13 protein-coding genes are annotated in these 13,434 nt (G+C 37.0%); 11 read left to right on the top strand and 2 right to left on the bottom strand.

The genetic code is table 11. From position 1 onward, the window contains the following. Positions 1-84: 84 nt before the first annotated feature. From flgB to BWD162_RS05745, 11 genes are all read left to right on the top strand, one after another. Entirely contained in the window at positions 85-471 is a 387-nt protein-coding gene (flgB, locus tag BWD162_RS05795) for a flagellar basal body rod protein FlgB (RefSeq protein WP_078705807.1), read from the top strand. Continuing rightward, positions 471-887: a flagellar basal body rod protein FlgC gene (flgC, locus tag BWD162_RS05790; RefSeq protein ID WP_194284879.1), complete on the top strand. Its 417-nt coding sequence runs from the start codon at positions 471-473 to the stop codon at positions 885-887. The genes flgB and flgC overlap by 1 nt, the downstream gene beginning before the upstream one ends. A 63-nt stretch (positions 888-950) precedes the next feature. Then, entirely contained in the window at positions 951-1,295 is a 345-nt protein-coding gene (locus BWD162_RS05785) for a flagellar hook-basal body complex protein FliE (protein ID WP_078705805.1), read from the top strand. Between the two features lie 46 nt (positions 1,296-1,341). After that, positions 1,342-2,130, top strand: coding sequence for a flagellar basal-body rod protein FlgG (gene flgG, locus BWD162_RS05780; RefSeq protein WP_194284878.1), 789 nt, complete (start codon positions 1,342-1,344; stop codon positions 2,128-2,130). A gap of 5 nt (positions 2,131-2,135) precedes the next feature. Continuing rightward, positions 2,136-2,594, top strand: a complete 459-nt coding sequence (gene flgA, locus BWD162_RS05775; protein WP_078705803.1) for a flagellar basal body P-ring formation chaperone FlgA — start codon at positions 2,136-2,138, stop codon at positions 2,592-2,594. Then, entirely contained in the window at positions 2,594-3,832 is a 1,239-nt protein-coding gene (locus BWD162_RS05770; protein ID WP_078705802.1) for a flagellar basal body P-ring protein FlgI, read from the top strand. The genes flgA and BWD162_RS05770 overlap by 1 nt, the downstream gene beginning before the upstream one ends. Further along, positions 3,829-4,563, top strand: a complete 735-nt coding sequence (locus tag BWD162_RS05765; RefSeq protein ID WP_078705801.1) for a MotE family protein — start codon at positions 3,829-3,831, stop codon at positions 4,561-4,563. Before BWD162_RS05770 ends, BWD162_RS05765 begins: the two co-directional genes overlap by 4 nt. Before the next feature lie 74 nt (positions 4,564-4,637). Next, complete coding sequence (gene flgH, locus BWD162_RS05760) at positions 4,638-5,306, top strand: flagellar basal body L-ring protein FlgH (RefSeq protein WP_153301022.1); 669 nt, start codon at positions 4,638-4,640, stop codon at positions 5,304-5,306. A 107-nt stretch (positions 5,307-5,413) separates the two neighbouring features. Continuing rightward, a complete protein-coding gene (locus BWD162_RS05755) occupies positions 5,414-5,911 on the top strand; it encodes a flagellar basal body-associated FliL family protein (protein ID WP_078705800.1) in 498 nt (165 codons plus the stop codon). After that, the gene (gene fliP, locus BWD162_RS05750; RefSeq protein WP_078705799.1) at positions 5,908-6,669 is read left to right on the top strand and encodes a flagellar type III secretion system pore protein FliP; all 762 of its coding nucleotides are present in this window, start codon (positions 5,908-5,910) and stop codon (positions 6,667-6,669) included. Before BWD162_RS05755 ends, fliP begins: the two co-directional genes overlap by 4 nt. A gap of 199 nt (positions 6,670-6,868) precedes the next feature. Then, positions 6,869-8,020 (top strand): hypothetical protein, encoded by a 1,152-nt coding sequence (locus BWD162_RS05745; RefSeq protein ID WP_078705798.1) that lies wholly within the window; start codon positions 6,869-6,871, stop codon positions 8,018-8,020. A gap of 108 nt (positions 8,021-8,128) precedes the next feature. On the opposite strand, the gene BWD162_RS05740 is transcribed toward BWD162_RS05745, so the two are convergent. Together BWD162_RS05740 and BWD162_RS05735 are read right to left on the bottom strand one after the other, a co-directional pair. Then, positions 8,129-10,462: an autotransporter outer membrane beta-barrel domain-containing protein gene (locus BWD162_RS05740; RefSeq protein ID WP_078705797.1), complete on the bottom strand. Its 2,334-nt coding sequence runs from the start codon at positions 10,460-10,462 to the stop codon at positions 8,129-8,131. A gap of 124 nt (positions 10,463-10,586) precedes the next feature. After that, positions 10,587-12,944 carry an autotransporter outer membrane beta-barrel domain-containing protein gene (locus BWD162_RS05735; RefSeq protein ID WP_078705796.1) on the bottom strand — a complete coding sequence of 786 codons (2,358 nt, stop codon included), beginning with the start codon at positions 12,942-12,944 and terminating at the stop codon, positions 10,587-10,589. Between the last annotated feature and the right edge of the window lie 490 nt (positions 12,945-13,434).

The following is a 13,434-nucleotide window of genomic DNA, read 5'->3' as shown; positions in this document are numbered from 1 at the left end:
TATTTTACTTTAAAAAACATACAGACAAGGCTCGCACAAGATTGTTTTTTTATCATCTTTCCAAGGATTAAAGGTTATAAAGTTATGGATTCAGTCAATCTTTTTGATATTGCCAATAAACAAGCAGATTGGTTAACTGTGCGCCAGAAGGCGATCGCTAGTAATGTGGCTAATGCTAATACACCAGGGTACAAAGCCCGTGATGTGCAAGATTTTCCGACTGTTTTGCAAAACCAAACGATTTCCATGGCTGTTACCAACGCTCGTCATATTGATTTAACGGACAGTGGTATGGAAGCCCAAGCTATTCGTTCTGAAAATGTGATGGAAATTACGCATTCTGGAAATAATGTTGATTTAGAAGAGGAAATGCGTAAAGGCGGGGAGGTTAATCGTGAGATGTCTCTCAACACTGCCATTGTTAAGGCTTTTCATCGTATGATGATGGTGACGGTTAAAGGAGGATCTTAATTATGGCTGATAGACTAATCGCGGCAGAGCAAGTTGCTACAACAGGTTTAAGTGCACAGTCAATGCGTTTGCGTATTATTGCTGAAAATTTAGCTAATGCCAATTCAACGGGGCAATTTCCAGGTGCAGCACCTTATCGACGCAAGACTATCAGTTTTGAAGCTGCTCTTAATCCTCACAGTAATGCGCAGGGTGTTCAGGTGACACATATTGGTCATGATAAAGCGCCTTTTATTATGCGTTACGAACCAGGGCATTTGGCTGCTGATAGTAATGGTTATGTGAAATATCCTAATGTCAATTCTATTGTAGAGATGGCAGATATGCGTGAAGCAAATCGCTCTTATGAAGCGAATTTACAAGTTGTCCGCCAGGTACGCGATTTGGTTTCGCAGACAATTGATTTACTGAAATGATAAAGCAATTCATTGTTTTGTCGGCGAATTTTATATTTTGAATTTTTGTAGGAGCGTTTAAAAATGATCCAAGCCCTTTCTTCTGTGATATCTCACAGTTCTTTTGATTCATTAAACCAAATAAGCGGGCAGATGAATAGTGCTGCTGTGCAATATTTACCCGTAGGGGAAGCTGAGGAGGGCAACAGTGTCAGTTTTAGTAAAATTTTGTCTGAAATTGTAGGGGCAGCTGAAATGAAATTACAAAATGCAGAGAGTCTTTCTATTGGTAGCTTGGCTGGCAGTGATGTTGGTGTGCGTGAAGTTGTAAATTCTGTGATGGAAGCTGAACGGTCTTTAAGTACGGCTATTGCTTTACGCGATAAGATGGTACAAGCATATCTTGAAGTAAGCCGGATGCAAATTTAAGATAGGCTGAACAGAGTTTAAAAGAATATAGGAAAAAAACATGGTCATGAGATCGCTTTCAATTGCTGCAACAGGTATGGCTGCTCAGCAAACTAACCTTGATGTTATTGCTAATAATTTAGCGAATATTAACACAACGGGTTTCAAACGTGCGCGTGCGGAATTTGCCGATTTAATGTATGTGGCAGATCGTGCAGTTGGTGTTCCCAATATGCTCAATCAAGCTATCATTCCTGAGGGTGCGATGATTGGAATGGGGGTGCGCACTGCAGCAGTTCGTAAGGTCAATATGCAAGGGGCTTTTGTTCAAACTGGCAATGCGTTGGATTTAGCTATTAACGGAAATGGCTGGTTTGAAGTGCAAGATCCTAATGGCAATGTTTTTTACACACGTTCAGGTGCTTTTAACTTAAGTGAAACAGGACAGATTGAAACATTGGATGGCAATTTAGTACAACCTGTTATCACGATTCCTGTAGGAAGTAAGAATATAACAGTAAGCCCTGATGGGATTGTTTATTATCAGACTGATATGGATCCTAATCCTGTGGAAGCTGGCCGCCTTAATTTGGTTAATTTTGTCAACGCAGTTGGTTTGGAAGCGGTAGGGGATAATCTTTTCCGTGAGACACCTGCTTCTGGTGCGCCGGTGCCGGGTTTTCCAAAAGATGAAGGATATGGCAGCATTATGCAGGCAATGCTTGAAGCGTCTAATGTGGATCCTGTAAAAGAAATCACAGAGCTGATTGCAGCGCAGCGTTCTTATGAAATGAATTCTAAAGTGATTCAGGCGTCAGATGAGATGGCGGCGGTTGTTTCTAAGAATTTAAGGTAAATGCTATGAAAAAGCTTTTGCTTCTACTTACAGCCTTTTTGTTATCATTCTTTTCATCGACAGTAGTCTATGCTGACCGGGTTAGTTTTCTCGTTCCTAATAAGTCCGTTTATGCTGGCCAGCGTGTGAGTGATGTAGGTTTAAGCGAAAAAAGTTTTTTTATAAAATCTGAAGCTGCTTCTTTGTATGCTACACAGATGAATCAGCTTCTTAATAAGGTTGCAAAACGCACTTTAACAGCTGGGCGCCCCATTTCACTTGCTTCTTTGGGGGACCCGGTTTTAGTCGAGCGTGGTCAAACAACCAAGTTAATTTTTCAAACGAATAATTTGCAGATCACTGCTTTGGGTGTGGTTTTGCAGTCAGGATCCTCAGGCGATCTTATTCGAGTTCGTAATGCCGATTCAGGCCGTATTGTGATGGGCACTGTTTTACAAAATGGTGACGTGAGAGTAGGTTTTTAATGGTTATTCATTCTCTTTCTCGTTTCTTTTTTGCTTCTTTGATAGGCTTTTTTTCAGTCTTTATCCCAGCGTTTGCGGATGAAGGGGGCAAAAATGTAGAGCAGTATACTTCTCCATCGGCATCTGATGCTGCTTGGTTAGGATCTGGTGGGGATCCTGCTAAAATGTATTATGCAGATTTGGCACGTCCAGGTGCAGTTGCACGCTTGAAAGATATTGCAGAAATTCAAGGTGTGCGTTCTAATCAATTGGTAGGCTATGGTTTGGTAATTGGTTTGAATGGTACAGGTGACTCTTTACGAAATGCACCTTTTACAGAGCAAGCTATGCGAGCTATGCTTGATAATTTAGGGATGAGTCCTCCTGCTGGTGCATCGCGTGCCAATAATATTGCTGCTGTTATTGTTACGGCTGAGATGGTACCCTTTGCTACTCCAGGATCACGTATTGATGTGACAGTTTCTGCGTTGGGAGATGCAACGTCTTTACAAGGTGGAACATTGGTGATGACGCCGCTTCTTGGGGCAGATGGTAAAACTTATGCGGTAGCGCAAGGTAATATGGTTATTTCTGGTTTTGGTGCTCAAGGTGTAGCAGAAAGTGTGACACAAGGTGTTCCAACATCGGGTCGTATTCCTAATGGCGCGTTGGTGGAGCAAAAGATTGAGGGCAATTTCAACCAGAGTAACGAGATTATTTTAGAGTTACGCAACTCGGATTTTTCAACAGCTGTTCGCGTGTCAGATTTAATTAATATTTTTGCCAATAAGCGTTATAAGCATAATGTTGCTAAAGAACGTGATGCTAAAACTATTGTTTTGAATAAACCCCGCAATATTTCAATGGCACGTTTTATTTCTGAAATTGAAATGCTTCCTGTTCCTACAGATGAAGTGGCACGTGTGGTTGTTGATGAGCGTACAGGAACTGTTGTCATTGGTGAAAAAGTGCGTGTTTCACGTGTGGCGATTTCACACGGAAGTTTGACAGTTCGTGTAACAGAAGACCCAGAAGTTTCTCAGCCAAATCCTTTTAGTGATGGTGATACGGTTGTTGTGCCTAGAACATCTGTTGATGTTGATCAACCAGTATCCAACATTGGCATTTTAGATGGAGTAGATTTGGATAATCTCATTAAAGGACTTAATCAAATCGGCGTTAAACCAACAGCCATTATAGCAGTTTTGCAGGCTATTAAAACTGCGGGGGCTCTTCATGCGGAGCTTGTTGTGCAATGATAAAATTACAGTTTTATTCTTCTTGGTTTTATGTAGCGATGCTCATTGTGTGTGGAGCGGGCAAAGGTTATGCGCAAGATACTCTTGATCTAAACCCTACACCAATGTTCATTTTTGCCTCTGTTGCCAATTTAGCACAAAAATCGGTGTCAGCTCCTTCATCCACAACAAAGATTAAATCTGCGCCCAATCGGTTGGATCAGATAAAAACGTCTACAACAATATCTACGAAAACACCTGAAAATAGTGCTCCACAGACAAAAGCTTCACCTGTTTCATTGACACAAGGAAAGTCTAAGAAAGAGACAGAAGAAGTAGAACGTTTTTGTGACAATATTGGCAGCCAGGCAGCAGATGCGCGTTTTCAATTGCAACGTCAACAGTTACAACAATTGCGTGATCAAATTGATGAACGTGTGAAAATTTTAGAAGAAAAACGGCGCGAATATGAAGTTTGGCTCGAAAAACGCAATGAATTTTTGTCAATGGCAGAGGATTCTTTGGTTGAGATTATTTCAAAAATGCGTCCTGATGCAGCAGCTGCTCAATTAGCTTTAATGAGTGACCTTGTAGCGGCTTCACTTGTGCTTAAGCTTAGTCCTAAAATATCAAGTGCTATTATGAATGAATTACCTCCTGAAAAATCGGCTGAATTAACTCAAATACTTGTAAGTGCGCAACAAGTTTCGGCAAAAAAGAAACAAGCACAACAAGTGGTCGATACAAAGTAATGATGAAAGTGAAAAAGATGAAGCACAGTCAGAGACACTTTTTGCACTTTTTTTTTAAGGCTGGCATAACTTTGATGTTAATGTTATTGGCTGCTTGTTCTTATAATCCGAAGGATTTTAATTCGGCACCAGATTTTTCTCCCGTACGTGCAGATTTAGGTTTTGCACCTTCACGTGCAGCCCATTTTTATCCACCGGCACCAAAAGAAAGCAAATATTCCCTCTATCGTCCCAATGTCGTTAATAACTTTTATCGTGATCCACGGGCAATGAAGCCTGGTGATGTGTTGACTGTGCAAATATTTATTAATGATCGTGCCAGTTTCAACAATAAAAGTGATTTAAAGCGTGATTCAAGTTCCAAATATACTGTTGGAACGGAGTATTCATTTTTAGAAAAACTTGCAGGTGGTGTTGAAGCATCGTCATCAAACCAATCTAAAGGTGATGGTAAAGTAGAGCGGCAAGAAAATATTCGCCTTTCAATTGCTGCTGTTGTAACGGATGTTTTGCCAAATGGCAATTTGGTTATTAGTGGTTCGCAGGAAGTGCGGGTTAATTATGAAATGCGTATTCTCAATATTGCGGGGGTTGTTCGTCCACGTGATATTTCTGGCAATAATATGATTGATTATGACAAAATTGCTGAAGCACGTATTTCATATGGAGGGCGTGGACGTATGAGTGAAATACAGCAACCTCCTTACGGTCAACAGTTACTCAATCAAATTGCTCCTTTTTAATTCATTATACTATAAGGGTCTTTTTAAATTTGAGATTTGTTCAATAATAATCGCAGGCAATCAATAAAATAATTGCACTTCATTATTTGTGATAATAAGGGGTTCTTATGGCAGAAGCGTTGAAGGAAGAAGAAAAAACAGAAAAAAAAGACAGTAGTGTGAAAACATTATTGATCGTTGGGATTGTTTTGACAGTCATCGCTGTAGCTTCTGGGTGGTTTCTTGGTATGTGGGTGAGTAAAGAAGTAACACCAAGTGCCAATAATTCTAAAGAACCAGTGGCAAAAGCTTCAGCAAGTTTGATTATGTCTGATTCACGTATGATTATTTTGCCGCCTATTTTGACTAATATAGCAGTACCGGAGAAAACTTGGATTCGAATGGAAGTTGCTTTGGTTGTTAAACCTGGTGAAAATATTTCGCCGGATATGGTAGCCGATATATCAAATGATTTTATATCGTTTTTACATCAAATGACAATTGAACAGATAAAGGGGCCATCGGGTTTAATGAATTTACGTACTGATCTTTTTGATCGAGCTAAAATTCGTTCTGACAATAAAATAAGCAATATTTTGATTTCGAGTTTGGTAATAGAACAATGAAGAAATTTGTCGGTTTTGTATTCATGATGCTTTTGTTGGTAACAACAGATGCTACAGACGTGTTTGCACAACAAACAAATTTGGTAAACACCGGTGGTCTTTCGGGGCTTCTAGCACCAACTGACGGCAAAATCAGTGGACGGATTGTTCAGCTTTTTGGTTTGTTGACTGTTTTATCAGTGGCGCCTGGTTTGTTAATTATGGTGACAAGTTTCACTCGTTTTGTTATTGCCTTTTCACTTTTGCGTTCAGGTTTAGGGTTGCAAACGACACCTTCCAATCTTGTGATGATATCATTGGCTTTATTTATGACCTTTTATGTGATGGCGCCAACATTTAATACTGCTTGGGAGCAAGGGGTTCAACCGTTAATAAAAAATGAAATCAGCGAACAAAAAGCGATAGAAAAAATTAGCCAACCTTTTCGTGAGTTTATGATATCGCAAGTTCGTGAAAAAGATCTTGATTTGTTTGTAGATCTTTCCGATCCTTCTTTTAATGTTAAAACAGGGGCTGATATTGATTTTCGGGTTTTAGTTCCTGCTTTTATGATTTCTGAGTTACGCCGTGGGTTTGAAATTGGCTTTCTTATTGTTTTACCTTTTTTGGTAATAGATCTTGTTGTAGCAACATTGACAATGTCAATGGGGATGATGATGCTTCCACCAACAGTTATTTCTTTACCGTTTAAAATTTTATTTTTTGTGTTAATCGACGGTTGGAATTTGCTTGTTGGAAGTTTAATAAGATCTTTTTAAATATAGTTAATATATTCATTAACTATAGTATAGATATATTTTTATTTTTAAATATAAAAATACTTTACAAAATATTTTATTATTATAAACATAAAAATATACTTTGATTTATATTTATAATAGATATTTATTTTTTTGATACAAGCTTGGGGGAGGGCCCTTAGCATATCTCATCTATTTTTCTTTTGGGGCTATAATTATGGCTATAGATTTATTCACAAACCAGTCAACAATTGCTGTATTGCAAACACCACAGTCAATTGATATTCATTCAGGCCGAGCACAAAATCAGCGCAAAACAGACTTACAGGTTTGTAATACATCAGATCATGCTGCTTATGAATCAATTTCACCAATGATGAAGTATGATAGTGCTACAATAGTTTCAATTGTTGATGCTATTAAGCAGAACAAAGAGCAGGTTGAAGTTGCAAAAACTATGGTTGACTTTACCAAAGATTCGTTAAATACAATCGAAAAGTTGGTGGTTTCTGCATACACAAAGGGCTCTGAAAATCTTTCAAAAATTCAAGTTCATATTGCAGAACATGTGAAAAATATTTCTTATGCTATTGCAGCTGCTGCTGTTAATGCAAGAAATATTGTTGCCAATGGTGGGGTGAAAGTCAAAATTCCTTCTTCTTATAGACATGAAGGTTTAACTATTTATGTTGATAGCATTGAAATTGGCGGTCCAGAATTGAACTTTGGTGTTTATAATCTCGATGGCACAATCGATATGTCTAAAGGAATTTTGAAAAATATTTTTAACACAAATACAGCGACGAATTTTGATACGGCTAAGATGATTTTTGATACGGTACAAAAAGCTTTTCAAAAATTAAAAGATGCTCTTATTCAAGCAAAAATTCAATATACTGCTGACCCTTCGTGGGCTCATAAAATAGCATATAATGATGTTCAAAAGGTTGTCGGTAACAATGCAAAAGATAGTGGAGTGTTAGGTAAAGCAAAAGCTGAATTTAAGACAGTTACAGATGGCATTTCTCTGGTAGATTTTGTAAACATGAGAGATGTTGATCAATTATCTCCTGAAATACGCAATACTCTACTTAAGAGTCTTCAAAGCAATATTCACGATTCAATTGCTTCGATTTTAATTGCAAAAGCTAAAATTAGTTCTATGATTGATTTAATTGATATTCAGCTTGAATTTGTAAAAACATTGGTTGAAAATATCGATTCAAATATTAGGACTTTGGTTGATGTAAATATGAATGCTGAATCAGCACGTCTATCAGCTTTACAAATTCAAAAACACCTTAATACTCAAACATCTCCTCTTGCTAATCAAAATATCTACCATACCTTAGCTCTTTCTCAGAAATAAAGAGACAGCTTTTTTAATAGGTTAGCTTTTTGATAAAGCAATAAAATTCTCACATATCAAAAAGACAAGTAAATAGCGCTATCTTTTGATCAAAACAAAATAATATTTCTAAAAACGATAGCGCAATGTTCCTGAAAAAATAGCTCCAGACAAACCAGCTTTTTGAAGTTTTTGCTGATAAGTAATATCTCCACGGAATGTAACGTTTTGAATAAGCTCTGCATTAAAACCTATTCCCCCTTCAATTGCAGGCCCTATAGGATCAAAATAAAAACTCTTCTTGCCCGCTTGTATTGTTCCCCCATCACCAAAAATGCTGATAAGATTAAGCTTACCATAGAAAGAAAGAGTACGACCGTCTTCAAATTGGTTAACATTTTTAACTAGACGCCCTCCCATACGAGCTGACCATTGATAAGGACTGCCCATATCCACTTTAAATTTATCAACATCTTTAATGGTACGAAACATTAACTGCTGATAAGCAATCTGTGTCTGTGGTTCAAACACCAAGCCTTCAATACTGGTTGCTAGCTGTTTTCCCAAGGTAGCAGATGCACCCCATGTTTTTGCATCATCTACGCTTGCAGTTTGACCAATGATGGCGTTGGAGATATTTCCTCTCAAGAGACCATAAGACAAAAGCATATTAACGTACACCCCATCATTATGCTGTATACTGCTATAGGCTGTGAAGGTCCACTTATTGAGAGTGGTCTTCTTAACATCTGCCATATTTTGTGGCGTGAAAGACAATTTTCCGTAAGTGCCTAAAAGCCCGAAATATGAAGAGGTACTTTGCCCTTCCAATGCAGCCAGTGCAACGCCTGTTTGTATTGCACCATAACTGATATCAGCACCATAACTATATTCAAGTGCAGTACGGTTAGATGATAAAGTCGCTTTATTTCCATAAGAAGACAAAAAGAAAGAATTCTTTTTATTACTTTTCATTTCCCATGGCATTGTTCGAATATTAGCCAAGAGAGTATTTTGATTTTCAATATCAGTGAAACCTGCAGAGAATAAAGCATTCGGCATCACCAAATAATTTGCCATTTGCGGTACAAGAGCCTTTATATTTGAGTTAGGGAGATATTGATTTTGCAAGCGAAAATCCCAAAAAGTACCTCTATTTACATCAGACAATACACCAGGCAACTTCTGTTTTATATCAGCCAAACCATTACGCGATTCTGGTCCATAAGCATTCAGCACATATTTATAAGGTAAATCTTTGATTGTAATATAACTCGCTAGTTTAAAGGAACTTTCTGCTGCTTGTCCAGAAACTTGGATTAGAGAAATTCCACGCCGATTTAAAGGAAGAGAATCAGTTAAAAGAAGTAAATTGACCGTATTTGAAACATTTTCATTGATATCGACAGATACTATTGTCGATCCTGATACATCTCCCTTAACAAACACACGATCAGCTTTTTGTCCATCAGTATTTAAATGGAGTTTAACATCACCTCTTGCATTATAGACTGATGAAGTACCAGGTACTCCTGATCCTACATACAATGTTTGATAATGACCTTCTGTTGGACTTTCAAAAGCAACAGTACTATCATTGAGATTAAGCACAGAAATATCAGAACGGGATCTTTCCGCAATACCAAGAATCAATGCTGTTGGAATAGGACCAAGCATCTTGTCTCGCGCATTTGTTTCCGTTTGACTAATTTTTAAGATCCATTTAGAATTATTTTTGAGATTTAAAACCGTTGTCTGTTTTAAATTGCTCAATAATATTTCGCGCAATGAGGTATCACTACTACTTCGGACTTGTATACGGCCTTGACTATTACGTAATAAGTTATTTTCGATTGCGTCGTCTATATCCTTTTCTCGTAAAATTCTTGTACCCCCCTTTAAAATAGAGTGATCTGCGGTTAGTATAAGAATAGCCTTATTTTTTTCTTCACGCACTCTATTTTTTATTAAAACATCCGCCTCAATTTCTGAATTTTTAAGGAATACTGTACCACTACTTACATCATCACTTTGATCACCTAGAGGCATAGGTCCTAAAATACCCATACCATTTTTGACAGAAAGCTTTGTGTTGAAAAAAGCTACTGTGTTAGTATTCTTTTTTTCTGATTCTTTTAATGATGAGTGTGCATAAGAAAAAAAGGTAATACCTACTCCTCGTTCGACAGATACAGTTGAATTTTTAAGACTCACAGTACCATCTGAGATTAGCACACCAACTTGTCCAGCTATTGCATTAATGTTTGTACCACTAATACTTCCACCATTTCTTGCGCTGAGAGTATAAAAATCTGAAATATTTTTTTCTATTTCTATTTTTTTTTGAGAAGAACCATCAGCAATTATTGCTTCATCCCTATTATTTTGTGCATAGCTTGTGTTATAATAATAACATAAAAAAAACCCACTTACGGTACATAATAAAAGACCTTTTTTACGCATGTATATATCCTTAAATTTTATTTCCCTTCTAAGATCCCAAAAGAATCATTTAACTTATTCTGTATTTTATGTAAAGTATAAAACACAATATATATTTTATCACTTAAAGATGTGTAAACATTTTCTAAAAACGATAGCGCAATGTTCCTGAAAAAATAGCTCCAGACAAACCAGCTTTTTGAAGTTTTTGCTGATAAGTAATATCTCCATGGAATGTAACGTTTTGAATAAGCTCTGCATTAAAACCTATTCCCCCTTCAATTGCAGATCCTATAGGATCAAGTTGAAAGTTTCTCTTGCCCGCTTGTATTGTTCCCCCATCACCAAAAATGCTGATAAGATTAAGCTTACCATAGAAAGAAAGAGTACGACCGTCTTCAAATTGGTTAACATTTTTAACTAGACGCCCTCCCATACGAGCTGACCATTGATAAGGACTGCCCATATCCACTTTAAATTTATCAACATCTTTAATGGTACGAAACATTAACTGCTGATAAGCAATCTGTGTCTGTGGTTCAAACACCAAGCCTTCAATACTGGTTGCTAGCTGTTTTCCCAAGGTAGCAGATGCACCCCATGTTTTTGCATCATCTACGCTTGCAGTTTGACCAATGATGGCGTTGGAGATATTTCCTCTCAAGAGACCATAAGACAAAAGCATATTAACGTACACCCCATCATTATGCTGTATACTGCTATAGGCTGTGAAGGTCCACTTATTGAGAGTGGTCTTCTTAACATCTGCCATATTTTGTGGCGTGAAAGACAGTTTTCCGTAAGTGCCTAAAAGCCCGAAATATGAAGAGGTACTTTGCCCTTCCAATGCAGCCAGTGCAACGCCTGTTTGTATTGCACCATAACTGATATCAGCACCATAACTATATTCAAGTGCAGTACGGTTAGATGATAAAGTCGCTTTATTTCCATAAGAAGACAAAAAGAAAGAATTCTTTTTATTACTTTTCATTTCCCATGGCATTGTTCGAATATTAGCCAAGAGAGTATTTTGATTTTCAATATCAGTGAAACCTGCAGAGAATAAAGCATTCGGCATCACCAAATAATTTGCCATTTGCGGTACAAGAGCCTTTATGTTTGAGTTGGGGAGATATTGATTTTGCAGGCGGAAGTCCCAAAAATCGTTATTATTCGGATTTACATCAGACAATACACCAGGCAACTTCTGTTTTATATCAGCCAAACCATTACGCGATGTTGGCCCATAGGCATTTAGTACATATTTGTAAGGTGAATCATGAATTGTGGTATAGCCATTTGCTAATTTAAAGGAACTTTCTGCTGCTTGTCCAGAAACTTGGATTAGAGAAATTCCACGCTGATTTAAAGGACGAACACTAGGTGCGTCTGTAGGATCTCCATAAACATTAACATAAACTGTTGTTGATCCTGTTACATCACCTTTAATGAGTAGATGATCAGCTTTTTGCTCACTTATCTTCTTATCGTCACTCCATTGAGCATTTAAAAAGAGTTTTGGATGACCTTTTGCATTGTAAACTATTTCACGACCATCGGTTCCTGATCCTACATATAATGTTTGATAATGACCTTCTGTTGGGCTTTCAAAAACAACGGCACTATTACTAAGATTAAGCACAGAAAGATCAGAATAAGATCTTGTAGCAATATCAAGAATCAAAGACGTCCGAACAGGACCAAGCATATGGTCTTTCGCATTTGTTTCTGTTTTACTAGCTCTTAAGATCCATTTAGAACCATTGTGGAGATTAAAGATTATTTTTCGTTGTAAAGCCGTTGAAGAAATTGAAGATTTACTATTATGATATCCTGCTACATCTTCAGCACTTTGTTGTAAAATTCTTATATTGCTTTCTTGTCGTAAAAGCCTTGTACCACCTTCTAAGGTAGAATTATCTGCGGTTAGTATAAGAGTAGCATTATTATTTCCTGGACGTGCTTTATTCTTCACTAAAACATCAGCACGAACTTCCGAATTTTGAAGGGTTACTGAACCGTCTGCAAAAGGTCCTAAAATACCCACACCACTTTCAACAAACAGCTTTGTGTTAGTAAGCGTTACCGCATTGGTATTATATCTTTCTAATAATATTGTTTGTGGTTGAAAAAAGACAATACCAGCTCCACGCTTGATGGTTATAGTTGAATTCTTAAGATCAATTCTACCATCTTGAGCTAGCAAACCAACTTGTCCTGCTACTGCATGGACGCCTGTAGCGCTAATACTTCCACCATTTCTTGCACTAAAAGCATAAAAACCTGAAATACTTTCCCCATGCATTGTAATTGTTAAAGGATAGCCCTCAGCTTCTATTGCAATCTCTTTATTGTGAAGATTAGTATTATTTACAACCCCTGGCTGCTTATTAGCAACAGTTAAAATTCCTACTTTCGTATCACTATGTGCATAGCCTATGTTATAATAAGAATAAAATAAAACCCCACTCATTGTGCATAATAAAAGGCCTTTTTTACGCATTTATATACCCTTAAACATTTGCCCCTCTCCTAAAGTCTTGTTAAAAGCATTTAACTTATTCTGTATTTTATGTAAAGAATAAAAACATAAATTTAAATATAAGAACATTTTTTAAAAATGATAGTACAATGCTCCTGAAAAAAATTCTGGATAAGTAGGTTTTTGGAGTTTTTTCTAATCATTAATGTCTTTATGGAGTGTGATATTTTGAACGCACTGCGTATAAATTTTTTCTTTTTTATGTAGTTTGTATGATCAAAGGGAACGCTACTATCGGTTTATATTGTTATAATGGTTAGAAGTTTGGTAATGTTCAATTCGCCATAGAAGCAAATGTTACAACTGTTAGTGTTAGGCGCTTTCAATTGTTAATTATAACAACATCGTGTATTAGTTTTTCCTAGAAATAAAAAGGAAGTTCCTTTTTTATAGGTCAGTTTTGTGTGATAAATAAAAAGATTTTAACATATTAAAAAGGCAGCACATTGTG

The sequence above is a fragment of the Bartonella sp. WD16.2 genome, assembly GCF_002022505.1.
Taxonomy (GTDB): Bacteria; Pseudomonadota; Alphaproteobacteria; order Rhizobiales; family Rhizobiaceae; genus Bartonella.
This window is presented reverse-complemented; position numbering and strand designations above follow the sequence as displayed.